General features: G+C 66.4%; 20 protein-coding genes and 1 tRNA gene. 16 read left to right on the top strand and 5 right to left on the bottom strand.

Annotation, left to right across the window (positions count from 1 at the left end; genetic code table 11):
* Positions 1-65: 65 nt before the first annotated feature.
* The 6 genes from B9C43_RS13110 to B9C43_RS13085 all read left to right on the top strand — a co-directional run bounded on the left by B9C43_RS13110 (position 66) and on the right by B9C43_RS13085 (position 3,389).
* Positions 66-138 (top strand) — tRNA-Trp (locus B9C43_RS13110).
* Positions 139-175: 37 nt separating this feature from the next.
* Positions 176-592 (top strand): preprotein translocase subunit SecE, encoded by a 417-nt coding sequence (gene secE / locus B9C43_RS13105; protein ID WP_051895779.1) that lies wholly within the window; start codon positions 176-178, stop codon positions 590-592.
* A gap of 42 nt (positions 593-634) precedes the next feature.
* Positions 635-1,405, top strand: coding sequence for a transcription termination/antitermination protein NusG (gene nusG, locus B9C43_RS13100; RefSeq protein ID WP_033384325.1), 771 nt, complete (start codon positions 635-637; stop codon positions 1,403-1,405).
* 82 nt (positions 1,406-1,487) lie between these two features.
* Positions 1,488-1,919 carry a 50S ribosomal protein L11 gene (gene rplK, locus B9C43_RS13095; RefSeq protein ID WP_033384323.1) on the top strand — a complete coding sequence of 144 codons (432 nt, stop codon included), beginning with the start codon at positions 1,488-1,490 and terminating at the stop codon, positions 1,917-1,919.
* Positions 1,920-2,005: 86 nt separating this feature from the next.
* Positions 2,006-2,728: a 50S ribosomal protein L1 gene (rplA, locus tag B9C43_RS13090; RefSeq protein ID WP_033384321.1), complete on the top strand. Its 723-nt coding sequence runs from the start codon at positions 2,006-2,008 to the stop codon at positions 2,726-2,728.
* Positions 2,729-2,840: 112 nt separating this feature from the next.
* Positions 2,841-3,389, top strand: coding sequence for a TetR/AcrR family transcriptional regulator (locus tag B9C43_RS13085; RefSeq protein ID WP_235038583.1), 549 nt, complete (start codon positions 2,841-2,843; stop codon positions 3,387-3,389).
* Between the two features lie 9 nt (positions 3,390-3,398).
* On the opposite strand, the gene B9C43_RS13080 is transcribed toward B9C43_RS13085, so the two are convergent.
* Positions 3,399-4,541 (bottom strand): glycosyltransferase, encoded by a 1,143-nt coding sequence (locus tag B9C43_RS13080; RefSeq protein ID WP_084426418.1) that lies wholly within the window; start codon positions 4,539-4,541, stop codon positions 3,399-3,401.
* Between the two features lie 112 nt (positions 4,542-4,653).
* On the opposite strand from B9C43_RS13080, the gene B9C43_RS13075 reads away from it, so the two are divergent.
* From B9C43_RS13075 to B9C43_RS13060, 4 genes are all read left to right on the top strand, one after another.
* Complete coding sequence (locus B9C43_RS13075) at positions 4,654-4,884, top strand: hypothetical protein (RefSeq protein ID WP_084426416.1); 231 nt, start codon at positions 4,654-4,656, stop codon at positions 4,882-4,884.
* A 61-nt stretch (positions 4,885-4,945) separates the two neighbouring features.
* Entirely contained in the window at positions 4,946-5,794 is an 849-nt protein-coding gene (locus B9C43_RS13070; protein ID WP_084426414.1) for a sensor histidine kinase, read from the top strand.
* Positions 5,791-6,423, top strand: coding sequence for a response regulator (locus B9C43_RS13065; RefSeq protein WP_033384309.1), 633 nt, complete (start codon positions 5,791-5,793; stop codon positions 6,421-6,423). The genes B9C43_RS13070 and B9C43_RS13065 overlap by 4 nt, the downstream gene beginning before the upstream one ends.
* A gap of 62 nt (positions 6,424-6,485) precedes the next feature.
* Positions 6,486-8,030: a glycoside hydrolase family 3 protein gene (locus tag B9C43_RS13060; protein ID WP_084426412.1), complete on the top strand. Its 1,545-nt coding sequence runs from the start codon at positions 6,486-6,488 to the stop codon at positions 8,028-8,030.
* On the opposite strand, the gene B9C43_RS13055 is transcribed toward B9C43_RS13060, so the two are convergent.
* Positions 8,027-8,734 (bottom strand): hypothetical protein, encoded by a 708-nt coding sequence (locus B9C43_RS13055; protein ID WP_084426410.1) that lies wholly within the window; start codon positions 8,732-8,734, stop codon positions 8,027-8,029. The two genes, B9C43_RS13060 and B9C43_RS13055, sit on opposite strands and share 4 nt — an antisense overlap.
* A gap of 243 nt (positions 8,735-8,977) precedes the next feature.
* Between B9C43_RS13055 and rplJ the strand changes: the two genes are divergently transcribed.
* The gene (gene rplJ / locus B9C43_RS13050; RefSeq protein WP_033384306.1) at positions 8,978-9,514 is read left to right on the top strand and encodes a 50S ribosomal protein L10; all 537 of its coding nucleotides are present in this window, start codon (positions 8,978-8,980) and stop codon (positions 9,512-9,514) included.
* A gap of 43 nt (positions 9,515-9,557) precedes the next feature.
* Positions 9,558-9,947: a 50S ribosomal protein L7/L12 gene (rplL, locus tag B9C43_RS13045; protein ID WP_084426408.1), complete on the top strand. Its 390-nt coding sequence runs from the start codon at positions 9,558-9,560 to the stop codon at positions 9,945-9,947.
* Between the two features lie 71 nt (positions 9,948-10,018).
* Here rplL and B9C43_RS13040 read toward each other — a convergent pair whose 3' ends face one another.
* A complete protein-coding gene (locus B9C43_RS13040; protein WP_084426406.1) occupies positions 10,019-10,477 on the bottom strand; it encodes a nitroreductase/quinone reductase family protein in 459 nt (152 codons plus the stop codon).
* On the bottom strand, positions 10,477-11,685 hold the full coding sequence (locus B9C43_RS13035; RefSeq protein WP_084426404.1) for an FAD-dependent oxidoreductase: 1,209 nt from the start codon (positions 11,683-11,685) through the stop codon (positions 10,477-10,479). Before B9C43_RS13035 ends, B9C43_RS13040 begins: the two co-directional genes overlap by 1 nt.
* A gap of 69 nt (positions 11,686-11,754) precedes the next feature.
* On the opposite strand from B9C43_RS13035, the gene uppS reads away from it, so the two are divergent.
* From uppS to B9C43_RS13020, 3 genes are read left to right on the top strand one after another with little or no spacing between them, the layout of a single operon-like run.
* Entirely contained in the window at positions 11,755-13,374 is a 1,620-nt protein-coding gene (gene uppS, locus B9C43_RS58445; RefSeq protein WP_084426402.1) for a polyprenyl diphosphate synthase, read from the top strand.
* Positions 13,374-13,979, top strand: a complete 606-nt coding sequence (locus B9C43_RS13025) for an ABC transporter ATP-binding protein (protein ID WP_033384290.1) — start codon at positions 13,374-13,376, stop codon at positions 13,977-13,979. Before uppS ends, B9C43_RS13025 begins: the two co-directional genes overlap by 1 nt.
* Complete coding sequence (locus B9C43_RS13020) at positions 13,976-14,758, top strand: hypothetical protein (RefSeq protein WP_033384288.1); 783 nt, start codon at positions 13,976-13,978, stop codon at positions 14,756-14,758. The genes B9C43_RS13025 and B9C43_RS13020 overlap by 4 nt, the downstream gene beginning before the upstream one ends.
* 12 nt (positions 14,759-14,770) lie before the next feature.
* Here B9C43_RS13020 and B9C43_RS13015 read toward each other — a convergent pair whose 3' ends face one another.
* Positions 14,771-15,631 carry a trypsin-like serine peptidase gene (locus B9C43_RS13015; protein ID WP_051895769.1) on the bottom strand — a complete coding sequence of 287 codons (861 nt, stop codon included), beginning with the start codon at positions 15,629-15,631 and terminating at the stop codon, positions 14,771-14,773.
* Positions 15,632-15,851: 220 nt separating this feature from the next.
* On the opposite strand from B9C43_RS13015, the gene B9C43_RS13010 reads away from it, so the two are divergent.
* Positions 15,852-17,003 carry an ABC transporter ATP-binding protein gene (locus B9C43_RS13010; protein ID WP_051895766.1) on the top strand — a complete coding sequence of 384 codons (1,152 nt, stop codon included), beginning with the start codon at positions 15,852-15,854 and terminating at the stop codon, positions 17,001-17,003.
* Positions 17,004-17,030 lie beyond the last annotated feature (27 nt).

The raw sequence follows: 17,030 nt of genomic DNA, 5'->3' as shown, positions 1-17,030 counted from the left end.
TGACAGAGTGGGGACAGTGAACCTCGTCCTTCGAGTGGTTCGAAGGCCACCCGGAGGATGAACACAGGGGCGTAGCTCAATTGGCAGAGCAGCGGTCTCCAAAACCGCAGGTTGCAGGTTCAAGTCCTGTCGCCCCTGCAAAGCAAGGACAAGGCTGGCGAGCGGAGGAACTGGCGTGAGCGAGGAGCCGGGCAAGGATCGGGAAGAGGACCAGAAGCCTCAGTCCCGTCCGGTCACCGCCGCTGCGCGGCGCGAGCGCCGTGCGTCGGCGCGTCCCGCCGCGCGCAAGGACGCCGCTCCGGCCGCCAAGGCCAAGCCGAAGGGCAAGCCCGCGGCGGAGACCGAGGCCGAGGGCAAGAAGGGCCGCGCCACCCCGTCGCGCGACGGCAAGGAAAAGCGCGTCGGCATGTTCGCGCGGCTTTTCCGGTTCCTCAAAGAGGTGGTCGCCGAGCTGCGCAAGGTCATCTGGCCGACGCGCAAGCAGATGATCACCTACACCGCGGTCGTCCTGGTCTTCCTCGCCGTGATGGTGGCCATCATCGCCGGGCTCGACCTGGGCATCGGCAGGGGCGTGCAAGCCATCTTCGGGTAAGCAAGCCGCACGCGAGATGTAGAGATAGGAAGCGAGATCACAGTGACCTCCGAGAACGGCGCCGCTGGCGGCCAGGGGCTGACCAGTCCGGCCGACGACGAGGTCGTCGCCACTCAGGACGAGGAGCTCCTCGACCAGGCGGAGACCGACGAGGACGTCGACGCTGCCGAAGAGCCGGCCGCTGCCGTCGAAGAGGCGGTCTCCGAGGACGAGGACCCGGTCGCCGAGCTGCGTGAGGCACTGCGCCGCGCGCCGGGCGAGTGGTACGTGATCCACTCCTACGCGGGCTACGAGAACAAGGTCAAGACCAACCTCGAGACCCGGATCCAGACCCTCGACATGGAGGACTACATCTTCCAGGTCGAGGTGCCGACCGAAGAGGTCACCGAGATCAAGAACGGCCAGCGCAAGCAGGTGCAGCGCAAGGTGCTGCCCGGCTACATCCTGGTCCGGATGGACCTCAACGACCCGTCGTGGAGCGCGGTCCGCAACACCCCGGGTGTCACCGGGTTCGTCGGCGCGACCTCCAAGCCGTCCCCGCTGACCATCGACGAGGTGGCGAAGTTCCTGCTGCCGCAGGTCGAGCAGACCAAGCCGGCCGCAGGCAAGCCCGCGGCCGCCGCGGCGAAGCCCACCGTCGAGGTCGATTTCGAGGTCGGCGAGTCGGTTACAGTTATGGACGGCCCGTTCGCCACGCTTCCCGCGACCATCAACGAGGTCAACGCGGACGCGCAGAAGCTCAAGGTCCTGGTGTCGATCTTCGGTCGGGAGACCCCGGTCGAGCTGTCGTTCAGCCAGGTCTCCAAGATCTGACCGGCCTGTGTAAGGCCGGCCGGCCACGCGGCGGCACGGCAGGTTCGCCGCGCGGACCCACGCAGGAAACAGGAATACGAGAATGCCACCCAAGAAGAAGAAGCTTGCAGCGATCATCAAGCTGCAGATCACGGCCGGCCAGGCCAACCCGGCACCGCCGGTCGGCCCGGCGCTCGGCCAGCACGGCGTCAACATCATGGAGTTCTGCAAGGCCTACAACGCCGCGACCGAGTCGCAGCGTGGCACCGTGGTGCCGGTCGAGATCTCCGTGTACGAAGACCGCTCGTTCGACTTCAAGCTCAAGACCCCGCCGGCCGCGAAGCTGCTGCTGAAGGCCGCCGGTGTGGACAAGGGCAGCGGCGAGCCGCACCGGACCAAGGTCGCCAAGGTGACCTGGGACCAGGTGAAGGAGATCGCCCAGCAGAAGCAGGCCGACCTCAACGCCAACGACATCGACCAAGCGGCCAAGATCATCGCGGGTACCGCCCGCAGCATGGGCATCACGGTCGAATAAGTCCACGGTCGAACAAGAACTTTTCGCAAGACATGTGGGAGGGCCTCGCGCGGCCCGCGACCACAACTGTTAGTGAGGAACAACAGATGGCAAAGCGCAGCAAGGCCTATCGTCAGGCCAGCGAGCTGGTGGACAAGGAGCGGCTGTACTCGCCGCTCGAGGCCGCCAAGCTCGCCAAGGAGACCTCCAAGGTGAAGATGGACGCGACCGTCGAGGTCGCGATCCGGCTGGGCGTCGACCCCCGCAAGGCCGACCAGATGGTCCGCGGCACCGTGAACCTGCCGCACGGAACCGGTAAGACCGCCCGGGTCATCGTGTTCGCCACCGGCGACAAGGCCGCCGAGGCCGAGGCCGCCGGAGCCGACGCGGTCGGCGCCGAGGACCTGATCGAGCGCATCCAGGGTGGCTGGCTCGACTTCGACGCCGCGATCGCCACCCCGGACCAGATGGCCAAGGTCGGCCGGATCGCCCGGATCCTCGGCCCGCGTGGCCTGATGCCGAACCCGAAGACCGGCACCGTCACGCCCGCTGTGGCCAAGGCCGTCGCCGACATCAAGGGCGGAAAGATCAACTTCCGCGTCGACAAGCAGGCCAACCTGCACCTGGTGATCGGCAAGACCTCGTTCGACAACGAGAAGCTGGTCGAGAACTACGCGGCCGCGCTGGACGAGATCCTGCGGGCCAAGCCGTCGTCGGCCAAGGGCAAGTACCTGAAGAAGGTCACCTTCACCACGACGATGGGCCCCGGTATCCCGGTGGACCCGGCTCGTACCCGTAACCTGCTCGCCGACGAGGCCGCCGCAGTCTGAGCGGCCACAGAGGCAACCGAAAGGCGGACCCGGTCCTGGGTCCGCCTTTCTTTTCGGGCAGTGATGTTACATATCCGTATACACTCTTCGTATACATGGAGGTGCAACTGCGGTGAAGCTGCCGAGGGCGGAGCGGCGCGAACAGGTTCTTGCCTGTGCCACAACGGTTTTCGCAGACCGTGGCTACGCGGCGACCGGCCTGGACGACATCGCCGATGCGGCCGGGATCAGCCGGATGATCCTGTACCGGCACTTCGAGTCCAAAGCGGACTTGTACCGTGCGGCCTGTGTCCGTGCTGGTGAACGCCTTGCCGCGGCGACGGGTGACGAGCTCACCGAGTCCACTGTGGGCGCTTTGGTGATGTGGGCTGCCAAGGAAACCGCGGAGTTCCGGTTGCTGTTCCACCAAGCCGCAAGGGAAGCGGAGTTCCGTGCGGACATCGACGAGCTGCGTACCGAGCTGATCGAGACCCTTCAGCAGCGGATGGTCGAGGTCATCCCCGACAAGCTCTGGGCCAGGTGGGCCGCGCAGCTCGCGCTGACGGTGACCGTCGAGGCGACCATGACGTGGCTTGAAGTAGGAGGCCCAGATTCTGATGAAGCCGTAGATCGGATCACCGAGACGGTCCAAGCAGTGATCACGGCGGCTGTACGGCATTGAGCCGGGGATCTAGCCGGCCTCGTCGAGGAGCAGTTTCGCGGCCACCATCGCTCCGTCGGCCCGGATCGTTCCGGCCACGGTGCTGGCTTGCGCTTGGATCTCCGGGGAAAGTGCCGTGGTGAGCGCGGCGGACAAGGAGTCCACGGTCGGAATCGAGCCCGCGTGCGCCACACCGATGCCCAGCTCAGCCACCCGGGCGGCCCACTGCGGCTGGTCCGCGATCTGGGGGACCACCACCTGGGCAGCACCCGCGCGGGCTGCCGTCGTGGTGGTGCCCGCGCCGCCGTGGTGCACGACGGCGGCCACCCGGCGGAACAATGCTTGTTGGTTGACCTCGCCGACGACGAAACAGTCGTTGGCGTCGTCGATCGGGGCCAGCTCAGCCCAGCCACGGGCGAGCAGGACCCTGCGGCCCTGTGCGCGGACTGCATCGATGGCCACCTGGGCGATGTCCTTCGGGACGTACGAGGCCATGCTGCCGAAGCCCACGTACACCGGTGGCGCGTCAGCTTCCAGAAACGCCTCCAACCCGTCGGGGAGCGGACGGGTGTCAGGCAGGATCCACGCCCCGGTCTGCACGACATTGACGTCCGTGATGCCCTGCAACGGACACAGCGTCGGATCCGCCGCCAGCCACGGCCGGTCGGTGAAGACGTAATCGCGGACGTTGTCCACCGGCGGAAAGCCGATTGCCGCTCGATGGCTGTTGAGTGCCTCGCGGTACAAGCCATTCGCCCGCTGCGAACTCTCCTCCGACAGCAGCCCGTAGAGCTGGAGGCACGCGAACACATAGCGGATGCCCAGTTTCTCGGCCACATCACGTGCACCGGCTGGCATCAAACCGGTCGCCAGCAGCACGTCACACCCCTCGGCCGCCGCCGCACCGAGCGTGTCGAACCGGGCGGCGACCAGCTCGGAAGCGAACTGGAGCGCGTCCTGCGCAGTCGGCGGCTTCGAACCGCCGACCACCGAGCGCACCGTCCGGCCCAGCGGCACCAGCGGCACGCCGACCCGTGCCAGCAGATTTACGAAATCCTCATCCGGTGGCGCGCACACCCGCACCTCCGCGCCGAGTTCCCGCAATGCCACCGCGAGCCCGACCACCGGTTCGACATCCCCGCGCGATCCCGTCGTCGTCAACAACACACGCACTATGGATCTCCATTTCCCCAGGTCCTGGCATTAGGTCGGCAATTGTGCGGTACGAGCTGGGGCTTGCCGCAAGTCCCCCAGTCCGCTATACGTTGAAGAGGGGAGGAAAACGGTGACCAGTCCAGAGTCGGCATTCAGCCATTTCGCCAACACACGCCACAAGAATTGGACGATCATCGGCGTCGCTGATTCGGCGGATGACCCTGGTGTGCGGTCGATCGAGATCTTCCAGGGCCCGGACCGCGATGAGCCACGGCTGGTACTCGCGCCCGAGGAAGTGCCCCAGTTCGTCGCGGGCCTCATCGCCACGGTCATGCCCGGTGACTTGACCGCGGAAGACTGACCTTTGATTCCGGGGGTTTCTCCCGGAAGACACCCCTGAGGCCGCGCTCTACCGTGAAGTCGTGGGGAGATATCTGATCGCGCTCGCCGCGACGCTCGCGGCCATGCAGGCCTACCACTACTTGGGGTTCTGGCCTGGGCCCGAGCCGATTCCCTTTGTCATCGCGCTGTTTCTCGCCACGGTCCAAGGGCACAGGGCGTTGGCCATCGGTGCGGCGGTCGTGGCGGCCGTGGTGGTCACGGTTCCGGCGTGGTCCTTTGAAGACCTGCCGCAGGTCCTGCCGACGCTCACGGCGGTGATCGCGATAGGTGAGATCGTGCGGATCCGGCGGGCTTATCTGCGCCAAGCCAGGCAACGAGCCGTAGACGCTGAGCGGTTGCGGATCTCGCGCGAGCTGCACGACGTGCTCGTGCATCACATGTCCGTCGTCAACGTGCAAGCTGGCGCCGCATTGCTCAGGCCACAACGCGCGAATGATGCTTTGATAATTATCAGGCAGGCTAGCCGGGATGCTCTCGACGAGGTTCGCAGCGCGCTGGGCACATTGCGGGCACCGAGCATTCGCCAGCTGGATGAGCTGATCGATCGCGTCCGAACCGACGGCCTTGTTGTCAGCAAACGGATCCGTGGGCGAACCGAGTTGCCCGCCGAGGTGGACCAGGCGGCGTACCGGGTGGTGCAGGAAGCGTTGACCAACGTCGTGCGCCATGCCGAGGCGACCAAGGTCGCGGTCCATCTCGAATGCCGTCGTGACCGGGTGACCGTCCAGGTTCGTGACAACGGCAAGGGCGGCGATGCGTTGCCGGGCAATGGCTTGACCGGAATGCGGGAACGTGTGGCCGCGCTCGGGGGCCAGTTGACCACGTCCGGCGAAAGCGGATTTCGGGTCGAGGCAAGGATTCCGTTGTGATCAGGGTGGTTCTCGTCGACGATCAGGCCTTGGTCCGGGGCGGTCTGCGGGCGATTCTCGACGGCGAGGACGACATCGACGTGGTCGGCGAGGCGGGCGACGGCGCTCAAGCGTTGCGTCTGACTGCCGAATTGCGGCCGGATGTGGTGCTGATGGACGTCAAGATGCCCGGCATGGACGGCCTCGCTGCGACCCGGCGGATCCTGGCAGACCCGATGTGCCGCGGCAGCAAAGTCGTTGTGCTGACGACGTTCGACCTCGACGAGTACGTCTACGAGGCGCTCAGGCTTGGCGCCAGCGGCTTCCTGTTGAAGGACAGCGATCCGCTGGAGCTGATTCACGGCGTGCGGGTGGTCGCGCGGGGCGACGCGATGCTCTCGCCACGCGTGACCGCGCGTCTGATTGGTGAGTTCGCGCACCGAGTCCGTCCGATGAGGAAGACCTTCGACGCGTTGACTGAGCGGGAGCGTGAAGTGATGGACCGGGTTGTGGCCGGGCTGTCCAACGAGGAGATCGCCCGCGAGTTGTTCCTCAGCCCGGCGACGGTGAAAACGCACGTCAGCCGGATCCTCGGCAAGCTCGGCGTCCGAGACCGGGTGCAGTTGGTGGTGCTCGCGCATACGACTTGAGATGTACGCGCTTCGGTCTGAAGGCCGACGAAAACGCCGGAAAAGCACCGGATTCTCGGTCTATGAAATGGATTCTTCCCCTCCTGCTAGCAGTCGCGGTCCCGGTGCCCGCCGCGGCTTCGACGGCCTGTCGAACGATCGAGCAGCTCACCCCGGACGAGCGGCTCGGCCAGCTGATCATGGTCGGCGGCGACGTCAGCCGTGCCCATGAAGTGCATGCGGGTCTGGTGAGCTTGCCGGACATGCCCGATGTGCGCAGTGCCGCCGAATTCACCCGGCGCCAGGGCAAGGACGTGCTGGTCGGCGGCGACTTCGAGCACGGCGCGATCCAGGGAATCGGCGGGACGACGGCGTACCCCCGGCCGATGGGGCTCGGCGCGACCCGCGACCCGGCCAAAGCGGCTGCCGCCGCCCTGGGGACAGCGACCGAGTTGAAACAAGCCGGGGTGGGGCTGAACCTGGCGCCGTTGGCGGACGTCAACAGCAATCCGCAGTTCCCCTTCGGAGTGCGGTCGTACGGCGAAGACCCAGGTCTGATCTCCCGGATGGTCACCGCCCAGGTCCTGGCGTACCGCTCGGCCGGAGTGGTGCCGGCCGTGAAGCACTTCCCCGGACACGGTGGTGTGAACGCGGATCCGCACTGGGAACTGCCCACTGTGGACGCCGACCGGGCCACGATGGACCGCGTGCACTTCCCGCCGTTCCGGGCGGCGATCGCGGCCGGTGCGCCGATGATCATGACGGCGCACGTCGTGCTGCGGGCGGTGGACCCGGATCTGCCGTCGACGCTGTCCAGCAGGGTGATCACCGGCATTCTGCGGTCGGAGATGGGGTTCGACGGTGTCGTGATCACCGATTCCATCCAGATGGGCGCCATCAAGGAGCGCTGGGGCATCGCGGACGCATCGGTCCGTGCCCTCAAAGCGGGCGCTGACGTGGTGCTTTCCACCGGACTGCACAGTGATCACGTCGCGATCCGGGACGCACTGCAGGCCGGCCTGACGCAGGAGCGCATCGACCAGTCGGCGGCTCGTGTCCTGAAACTGAAGTGCCAGTACCGAGGCCAAGGACTGTCCACGCGGGTCGACCCCGATCCGATCGCGCAGGCCTCGATCACGTTGCTGGACAACCGATCCAAGGCGCTGCCGTTCAACTCCCAGGCGAGGACGCTGGTCGCGGGCGTGATGGACGTCGAACCGTTGGCGCAGGCAATGGGTGCGAACTGGTGGCAGGCATCCAGCGAAAACCCGACCGACGCGGAGATCGCCGAAGCTGTCCGCCGGGTTGAGGACCAGGTTCTGGTGGCGACGTACTCCCGTGGACCTACCCTGCCCGAAGGCCAGGTCAAGCTCGTCCACGCGCTCAAAGCTGCAGGCAAACGCGTTGCCGCGGTGTCTTTGGGGGTGCCGTACGACGTCAACTCCTACCCCGACCTGGGTGCTGCTCTCGCTGCCTACGCTCAGACCCAGGTCTGGGGCCCGCTGCCACCCGCGAACGGGACCGTGATGAAGGCGCTGGCCAGGGTCGTATTCGGGGCACAGCCGGGAGGCAAGCTCCCGGTCACGGTCAGCGCGCGATATCCGTCTGGCCTAGGACTGCGGTACTAGCGCGAAGTGGTGGTCGTCGGGCTTGGTGTCGTGCAGGTCTCGGTCTCGTGGCCGGAGATGATCCAGGCCCGTTCGAAGGGCGTGAAGACGAAGACGCCCAAGGACGTGGTGCCCGGTTTGACGAACAGGGAGCACGAGCTGACGCGGATCGAAGTCGCCCCCTGGGGGATTTCGATCCGCGGGTTCCTGGTCAGCGGCGCCACGTCGGGCTTCAACTTGGCGACCGCGGCCGGGCAGTCCGCGGCCCCGAAACTCGCGGCGAACGCCGCGGCCCCCGTCGGACTGAACGACGAGCAAGCGAACGTGGCCTCACCAGCGGCGATGCTCCGGTACAAGGTGCTCATCACCTCGTTGGGCATACCCGGGGACTGTTTCGCGCCGGGCCCGGCGCCGCCCTGCACGCCGAGGCCGTCGTCCTGCGGAGCGACGTTGAACACGTCACGCAGGTACGAGCATCCCCACGCGACCGCGGCGATCACGACAGCGAGCAACAACAACCGCCGGAAGGTCTTGCTGAACAGGAACTTGACCCAGCCGGGCAGCGGCTTCTTCGGCGGCGCCGGTGTGGCGGCAGGCGGCAGCTGACCTTGTCCCTGCATCTCCTGGAACTTCAGGAACTGCTGGTACTGCTGGAACTGTTCGAACTGCTTCTGCTGTTCCGGGTCGAAGGGTGCCGGGTGGTTGGGGCGCTCGTTGTCGGCCACGTCACCATCATGCCGGGGGCGATTTGGAGCGGCAGCGTTGTGTCCCGTATCGTTGTCGCCGTTCTACCGAAGACCGCTGGTCTCTTCCCCCGTGAAGATGAAGATCCCGCAAGGGTGGCCCGCGCAGGAGGAACGAGCTTCGAAGAAGTTTTGCGCTTCTTTCTTACGCCCGTGCCTGCGCGCCGGGCGTTTCGTCTTCTCCGGGCCTGGGACAAGCGGTCGTAGCCCAGAGAGGAGGCGAACATGGCGAAGCCGGACAAGGTGGCCGCAGTCGCCGAGATCGCGGACAAGTTCCGTACGAGCTCGGCCGCCGTCGTCACGCAGTACAGCGGCCTCTCCGTGTCGCAGCTCACCACGCTGCGTCGCGCTCTCGGCAAAGACGCGTCTTACCGCGTCGCGAAGAACACCCTGGTCAAGCTGGCCGCCAAGGACGCCGGAGTTGAGGGCCTCGACGCTCTCTTCGAGGGCCCGACGGCCATCACGTTCGTCGACGGCGAGCCCGTCGACGCAGCCAAGGCTCTTCGTGACTTCGCGAAGGACAACAAGGGTCTGGTCATCAAGGGCGGCTACATGGAGGGCCGCCCGCTCTCGGTCGACGAGGTCAACAGGATTGCTGACCTCGAGAGCCGTGAGGTGCTGCTCGCCAAGCTGGCGGGCGCGATGAAGGGCAACCTCGCCAAGGCCGCCGGGCTGTTCAACGCCCCGGCCTCGCAGGTCGCTCGCCTGGCCGCCGCGCTGCAGGAGAAGAAGGCAGCAGCGGAAGCTCCCGCCGAGAGCTGAAGTTCACCCCCACCCGCTTAGCTAGAAGAAAGGAGCCGCCATCATGGCGAAGCTCAGCACCGAAGAGCTGCTCGACGCGTTCAAGGAGATGACGCTGCTCGAGCTGTCGGCCTTCGTCAAGGAGTTCGAGACCACCTTCGAGGTCACCGCGGCTGCCCCGGTGCAGCAGGTCGTCCAGGGTGGTGGCGGCGGTGCCGCCCCCGAGGCTGCCGAGGAGCAGGACGAGTTCGACGTCATCCTCGAGTCGGCCGGTGACAAGAAGATCCAGGTCATCAAGGTCGTCCGCGAGGTCGTCTCCGGCCTGGGCCTGAAGGAGGCCAAGGAGCTGGTCGAGAGCGCCCCGAAGCCGGTTCTGGAGAAGGTCGCCAAGGAGGCCGCCGACGCCGCCAAGGAGAAGCTCGAGGCCGTTGGCGCCAAGATCACCCTCAAGTGATCACCGCGGCCTGAGCCGCACCCGCAACACCAAAAGGGCCACCCCGCGCACGGGGTGGCCCTTTTTGCTGTTCAGGCCAGGTGGAAAACACGGATGTCACGGCCCGCGCGGGCGGCGTAGTGGTCGAAGACCGGGAGGATGCGCAGGATCTGTGGCCGGTGCGCTGCGATCTGATCGCGGGAGAGCAGCGTTGCGGCGACGTGGTGAGCGCGGCCGTCGGCGGTGATGACGGCCTGCGGGTGGTGCAACAAGTTGGTGCTCCACGAGGGATGGCGCGGACGACCGAAGTTCGTGGCCGCGATGAGCCAGCTGCCATCTTCGTACTGGTACGCGCACAACGGTGTCGTGCGTGCGATGCCTGTGCGGTGGCCGGTTGTCGTCAGCAGTACGGATGGCAACGCCCAGCGGCTGGGCATCCACCGCCCGCCAGTGAGCCGGTGCGTCATGAGGTCGAGTCGTGGCAGCACGTGCGGTGCGAGCAGGCCGAATACGCGGGTGCGGCCGATCCGGGTGAACAGCGGGTGGATCATCAAGCGTCCTCCCACATGGCGAAGGCTCGTTCGGCCATGGCGGTGATGGTCAGCGCGGGATTGACGCCGAGGTTATGGGGAATCGTCGAACCGTCGGCGATGTGCAGCGTCGGATAACCGTGCACGCGGTGACGGAGATCCGCAACGCTGGTGGCCGGGTTGGTACCCAGAGGACAGCCGCCGAGCGGGTGGCCGGTGACTGGCAGCGCTGCCCATGCACGGCTGCCGATCTGCTCCATGAACTTCACGGTCACGCGACCGTAGTGGCTGACGAGATGGTCGTCGCGGGCCATCGCGTTGAGGAACGCGATTTGCCCTGGTCCGATTCGACACAGCTGAACAGTGGTCGCGGCGTCCGGGCGGAAGGCTGAGGAGATGGCGACACCATCGCCCACCTTGGCGCGGGTGACATACAGCCGTTCCCCGTTGGTGCACATACGGGTGCCCAGTGCCGGAGACAGGCCGGGAAGTGCCGAGCGGCGCAGTAGTTCGGTCGTGCCCCAAGCACCTGCGGCCAATACGACGTGTTTCGCGTGCCACACCCGATCGCGGGTGTACACATCCCAGCCGTCCGACCGGGGACGCAGCTTCGTCACCTCCGCGAGGGGATGGACCCGGGCACCCACTTGTCCGGCGAGACGCAGGTAGTTCTTGGCCAACGTGTTCTTCGCACCCGTCCGACAACCGGTGGTGCAATGTCCGCAGAGCGTGCAGCTACTGAAGTCGATGCCGACACGCGTGGGGTGGAACGTCTCGACGGCGCCGAGCGCGTTCGCGGTGCGCCGCAACGCCTGATCGCCGGGGCTGAGATCGGGAACCGTCGTGGTGCCGAGCATCTGCTCCGCGCGGGCGAACCACGGGTCCAATTCGGACGACCAGTCCACGGACCGATCCCACCCCGCCGCCTGGAACACCTCAGGATCTGGTCGGTAATGCACGCCCGCGTAAGCCAGGGATCCGCCGCCGACACCGATGCCGGTCAGCACGATCAGACGCCGTCGCACCCGGACGCGGATGATCCCGCGCATCCCGATCCGCGGTGCCCAAAGCACGCGGTGCAACTGCCACGGCCCGGAAGCCAAGTCGGTGTCAGCGAAGCGTCTGCCCGCTTCCAGGACGGTGACCCGGTAGCCCTTCTCGGCCAGACGCAACGCAGCGACGCTGCCACCGAAACCTGAGCCGACCACGAGTACGTCTATACGGTCCATTAGCGCTGCGCCGTCCGTCCTAATATCGTAAGCGAAGAGTACCGATTCAGATTCGGAGTGTGATCGACTGTGGACCTGGAGCGAGCACCGCGAGCTCTGCTCCAGTCGTTCGAGGCCTGCAAGCGAGTACACGCACGAGCGCACCGCCCGTCGTATCTCGCGATCGAGTTGCTGACCGCCCAGAAGCGTCCGTACTTGCACGCGTTGTTCGCGTTTACCGCGTGGAGCGATCGCCTTGCGGACGAAGGCGAAGCGGCACAGCGCCCACAAGCCATCGCGCGGTGGCGCGCGGAAACCATGGCGGAACTGCGGGACAAGCGCAGCGGGCATTCGTTGCGACGAGCCTTCGTGCACACCGTGTCCACTTGGGACCTGGACGTCCGGCTGATCGACGAATTCCTGGCCGCGTGCGAGAAGGACAGCAGTCAACCGACCCGCTTCGCGACCTTCGCCGAGTTGCGCGGGTTTCTGCGCGGTGTTTCCGGGACGGTGGCCGAGCTGACCACGCCGCTGCTGGAACCCCTCGACGCGGGCGCGGCGGAGTCGATGTCCGTGCTGGGCGAGGCGTTCCAGATGGCCGACAACCTCAGCGACCTGGCTGCCGACCTGCCGCGCGGCCGGTGCTACCTGCCACGATGCGACCTCGACCGATTCGGGCTCACCGTGGACGACCTGGTCGGCGGTCGATCCCGGGCACACGATGCCCTGATCGGCTTCGAGGTCCGGCGGGCCCGTGGCCTGCTGGCCGAGGGCGAAGACATCGTCGCGATGCTGCACCCCTCGAGCCAGCCGTTCATCTCCGCGATGGTGCGAGGTCTCGGACTGTGGTTCGACGAGATCGCACGCCGGAAATCCCAGCTGTTCGTCGAGCAGCTCCAGGTACCGCTGCCCGACTCGTTGCTGGACGTCGAGATCCCGCAACCGCGCCGACGGCGCCGGTCCGGCCTGGTCGACCGGTTCCGCCGGATACCGAAGACGGCCGTACCCCGGCACGTCGCCGTGATCATGGATGGCAACCGGCGGTGGGCTGCCGCTCGCGGCAAGTCGGCAGTCGACGGCCACGCCGCCGGGGAGGCCGCGCTGGACCAGTTGCTGAAGAACGCGATGCGGTACGGCATCCAGTACCTGACGGTGTACGCCTTCTCGACCGAGAACTGGTCACGGCCCCGCGATGAGGTGGCTTCGCTGTTCGACCTGCTGGCCGACGCGGTGTCGCGGCTGACCCAACGGGTGCACAAAGACGGCGTACGTATCCGATGGTGCGGCCGGCGCGACAGAATTCCCGTGTTGTTGCGGGAAAAGATCGAACACGCCGAGCAGTTGACCACGGCCAACACCCGGCTGACGCTCACCGTCTGCCTGGACTACGGCGGCCGCGACGAGATCGTCAAGGCCGCGGCCACGTTGGCTGCCGACGCCGTCGCGGGCCGGATCGACCCGGCAGCCGTCGACGAATCCGGGTTCGCCCGGTACCTCCACGCACCGGACCTGCCCGATGTGGACCTGTTGATCAGGACCTCCGGCGAGCAGCGGACGAGCAACTTCCTGCCGTGGCACGTGGCCTACGCCGAGATGGTCTTCGACGACGTGCTCTGGCCTGACTTCGACGACTCGCACCTGCGTCGGGCCATCAGCACCTACGCCTCTCGTCAGCGACGCTTCGGCGGCACCCGGAAGGAGACGCGCTGATGTTGCAGGTGACCGGCATCCATAAGGCATACGGGCCGAGGAAAGTCCTGAAAGGACTGGATTTCGGCGCGCAACCGGGTGAACTCGTCGGCATCGTCGGCGAGAACGGCGCGGGCAAGACGACGTTGCTGCGGATCCTGTGTGGTGAACTCGCGCCGGACGACGGTTCAGTACGGCTGACCGGAACGCCCGGATACTGCCCTCAGCAACCGGTGCTCAATCCGGAGCTGACCGTCGAACAGCACCTGCGCTACTTCCAGGTGGCCCACAAATTGTCCACGTTGGACCGTGCCGGTGAGCTGATCGAGCAACTCGGCTTCCAGGATTACCGGGCAACCAGGGTCAAGCACCTCAGTGGCGGCACCCAGCAGAAGCTCAACCTGGTCCTCGCCCTGATGCACGATCCGTCTGTCGTCCTGCTCGACGAGCCGTACCAGGGTTTCGACTGGGACACCTATCTCCGGTTCTGGGACATCGCCGCCGCGTTGCGCACCGCGGGCAAGACCGTCGTGGTGATTTCACACCTCGCCTATGACGCCGAACGGCTGGACACGCTGTACCGGTTGCGCGACGGGCTGTTGGAAACCACAAGGAGCCGCGTGTGAACGCCTATCGCGTCGCCACCCGGTACTCGCTGGTGGAGCTGGCCCGCAATCAGCTCGCCGCGCTGGTGCTGGTGTTTCTCATCCCGATCGCGATCTCGCTCGCGTACTTCGTGATAACCCGAGAAGTACTGACCTTCCGATTGCGCACGACGGGAACGCCGATCCAGGCCGCCGGTCAGCAGGCGACCACGATCAGCTGCGCGCTCAACGCGGTGTCCCTGCTTGTCGGATTCGCGATGTTCGCTTCGGCGCACCGGGCGGGCGCTTTCGACCGGCGCCTGGCCGGCGCGGGCTACTCCAGGCTCGCGCTGGTGCTGGCGAAACTCACCACGTTGCTCGTGGCCGCCGTGATCGTCGGTGGTTACGCCACCGCCTGGATCGCCTGGTACTGGTCGATCCAGCAGCCGGTGCTGCTGTGGACCGGGATGTTCCTCACCGGAGTCGTCTACGGTGCGATCGGGTTGTTCTTCGCCCTGTTCCTGCCCGGAGAACTCGAGGGCATGTTCATCATCATCCTGATCACCGTGATCGACAACGTGCTGCAGAACCCGATCACCAACCCGGCGTCCGATGCCGGTGTGGTCACGCTGTTGCCTGGCTATGGGGCGATGCAGACATGCCTGGCAGCGGGCTTCACGGACACTGCTCCGGTCAGTCCGATCCTGCTCAGCCTCGGGTGGGCCGCCGCATTCGGGGCGATCGCGTTCGGCACGTTCGTGGTCCGCACCAGGAACCGCACTCGCGCTTGGCTGCCGGCGCTGGCGAGTGCGGTCCGGTAACGGTGCTGGGCGTCAACGCCAGCCGGTGACTTCAGTCAGACGGGCCGCGGTGATTCGGGCACCGCTGTTCTGCGAGCCGCCATACGCGTGGAACGCCAGCGAACACCAACCCGAGCAACCCGGTGACCCGGCCGGACGGTTGGTGGCCACGGCGCTGCCGCTGTTTCCGCCGATGGTGTCGTTCTGGTAGTAGAGGCGCAGCGTGTTCGACACGCGGATCTGGTCGGTCGACAGCCATTGCTGCTTGTTCTTGTCGCCGCCGTAGCCCTGGATCGTGGTCGGGGTTCCGTTCAGGGACGCGGTTGTGGCGAACGCGCCGTACCAGCCGACGGTGTTGCCGATGGTGCAGTTCAGCTTCGCGCCGCCGTAGTCGTAGTCGGGTGAGCCGGAGCTGGTCCAGCCTGAGCTGGCGCGCAGCTGGGTTGCGGTGCACGAGCCATATGGCGCTGTGTCACCGTTGTAGCCGGGGTAGAAGCGCAGTCCTGTGTAGAACGAGCCGCCGCCGCCGGAGTGCACGCAGTGCCCGGCCGTCAGCACGAGGGATGGGCCGAACATCCAGCCGGTGCAGTGCTGGCGCTCGACTCCGCCGGAAACACGGGTGATCAGCACGGTCGCTCGTGCTGGGAAGGTCGTTGTCGGGTTGACCCTGACCCGGTTGTCCGGGCCGATGATCGACTGGATTCCGGCTCCGGTGAAGCCTTCGACCTTGTGACCGGGCCGCACCGGGTCTGCTCCGACGAGTGTGGGGTCCTGGATGCCGCTGCCCTCATATGCCGGGACGCCGGTCAACACACCGCTCGCGTTCGCGGGTGCGGCGAGGACGACTCCGGCGGCCAGGACTCCGGTGAGTAACGCCGCGAGGCGTTTGCCCATGTCTCTCTCCGTCCGTTGCAGGGAAGATGCAGGGAAGACAACTGACGGTATCCAGCCGACCCCGTTACGCACAGCATCGTTAGTAGCGAATACGAACCACTGAGCTGACTGGTCTAGGGTGCAGGTCCGGGTGGCAGATATGGTCGTCGGCCGTACTAGGTAGTAACTCCTGCGGGCCCCGCTCGTTGGGTGGAACAGGTACTTGAGCTCGGGAGGGTCGATGGGCGCCGAAGTGGTGGTCGAGGGTCTCACGAAGTCCTTCGGCCGGCAGACCATCTGGCGGGATGTCACCCTGACCCTGCCGCCCGGCGAGGTCAGCGTGATGCTGGGTCCGTCCGGCACCGGCAAGTCCGTCTTCCTCAAATCCATGATCGGCTTGCTCAAGCCCGACCGCGGCAAATGCGTGATCAACGGGGTCGACATCGTGTCGTGCTCCGAGCGCAAGCTCTACGACGTCCGCAAGCTGTTCGGCGTGCTGTTCCAGGACGGCGCGCTGTTCGGTTCGATGAACCTGTTCGACAACGTCGCATTCCCGCTGCGTGAGCACACCCGCAAGTCCGAGACCGAGATCCGGCAGATCGTGCTCGAGAAGATGGAGATGGTCGGCCTCACCGGCGCGGAGCGCAAGCTCCCCGGCGAGATTTCCGGCGGTATGCGCAAACGGGCCGGTCTGGCCCGCGCGCTCGTGCTCGACCCCGAGATCATCCTGTGCGACGAGCCGGACTCCGGCCTCGACCCGGTTCGCACCGCGTACCTCAGCCAGCTGCTGATCGACCTGAACGCACAGATCGACGCGACCATCCTGATCGTCACGCACAACATCAACCTCGCCCGTACCGTTCCGGACAACCTGGGCATGCTGTTCCGGCGCGAGCTGGTCATGTTCGGGCCGCGCGAGGTTCTCCTGACTTCCGACGAACCTGTCGTCGAGCAGTTCCTCAACGGCCGCCGGATCGGGCCGATCGGGATGTCCGAGGAGAAGGACACCGCGACCATGGCCGCCGAGCAGCGGCTGGCTGACGCCGGCCACCACGACGGGTCCACTGAGGACGTCCGTGGTGTGGTGCCGCAGCTGCAGCCGACGCCCGGTTTGCCTGAGCGCCAAGGTGTCCGGCGCCGCAAGGACCGGGTGATGAGCATCCTGCACACGCTGCCGCCCGCCGCGCAGGAGGGCATCATCGAAAGCCTTACTCCCGCCGAGCAGCAGCGTTACGGCGTGCACCCGCACATGATGGCGACCGTCCCAGCTGGACACAGACCGTCTCCGACGCCCAGAAGCAACGTGGGCAGTGAGCGCATCCAGGGTGATCTCGCCGATATCCCGCAGTCGCAGTGGCAGCCGCCCCAGCAGGGCCCGGGTGGTGGCGCGTGACCGTTCGCTCCACCAGGTCGTCATTCC

Origin of the sequence: Kibdelosporangium aridum, assembly GCF_900176515.1 — a bacterium.
Classification (GTDB): Bacteria; Actinomycetota; Actinomycetes; order Mycobacteriales; family Pseudonocardiaceae; genus Kibdelosporangium; species Kibdelosporangium aridum.
Note: the sequence above shows the minus strand (reverse complement) of the source record. Positions and strands in the feature narration are given on the sequence as shown.

Coding starts and splice junctions, on each gene's coding strand:
- rplL (WP_084426408.1), top strand. CDS start 9,558: ATGGCGAAGCTCAGCACCGAAGAGCTGCTCGACGCGTTCAAGGAGATG.
- B9C43_RS13060 (WP_084426412.1), top strand. CDS start 6,486: ATGAAATGGATTCTTCCCCTCCTGCTAGCAGTCGCGGTCCCGGTGCCC.
- B9C43_RS13040 (WP_084426406.1), bottom strand. CDS start 10,477: ATGATCCACCCGCTGTTCACCCGGATCGGCCGCACCCGCGTATTCGGC.
- B9C43_RS13010 (WP_051895766.1), top strand. CDS start 15,852: ATGGGCGCCGAAGTGGTGGTCGAGGGTCTCACGAAGTCCTTCGGCCGG.
- B9C43_RS13035 (WP_084426404.1), bottom strand. CDS start 11,685: ATGGACCGTATAGACGTACTCGTGGTCGGCTCAGGTTTCGGTGGCAGC.
- rplA (WP_033384321.1), top strand. CDS start 2,006: ATGGCAAAGCGCAGCAAGGCCTATCGTCAGGCCAGCGAGCTGGTGGAC.
- rplK (WP_033384323.1), top strand. CDS start 1,488: ATGCCACCCAAGAAGAAGAAGCTTGCAGCGATCATCAAGCTGCAGATC.
- B9C43_RS13015 (WP_051895769.1), bottom strand. CDS start 15,631: ATGGGCAAACGCCTCGCGGCGTTACTCACCGGAGTCCTGGCCGCCGGA.
- rplJ (WP_033384306.1), top strand. CDS start 8,978: ATGGCGAAGCCGGACAAGGTGGCCGCAGTCGCCGAGATCGCGGACAAG.
- B9C43_RS13025 (WP_033384290.1), top strand. CDS start 13,374: ATGTTGCAGGTGACCGGCATCCATAAGGCATACGGGCCGAGGAAAGTC.